At 58.4% G+C, this 255-nt stretch carries 1 rRNA gene; it reads left to right on the top strand.

The annotated features are described in order from the left end of the window. A 16S ribosomal RNA gene (locus IB259_RS31285) occupies nt 1-255 on the top strand; the annotation flags it as partial.

The raw sequence follows: 255 nt of genomic DNA, 5'->3' as shown, positions 1-255 counted from the left end.
GGACTTCGGTCTGGTGGCGAGTGGCGAACGGGTGAGTAATGTATCGGAACGTGCCCAGTAGCGGGGGATAACTACGCGAAAGCGTAGCTAATACCGCATACGCCCTACGGGGGAAAGCAGGGGATCGCAAGACCTTGCACTATTGGAGCGGCCGATATCGGATTAGCTAGTTGGTGGGGTAACGGCTCACCAAGGCGACGATCCGTAGCTGGTTTGAGAGGACGACCAGCCACACTGGGACTGAGACACGGCCCA

Origin of the sequence: Achromobacter sp. ACM04 (assembly GCF_014851465.1) — a bacterium.
Lineage (GTDB): Bacteria > Pseudomonadota > Gammaproteobacteria > Burkholderiales > Burkholderiaceae_B > Achromobacter > Achromobacter aegrifaciens.
This window is presented reverse-complemented; position numbering and strand designations above follow the sequence as displayed.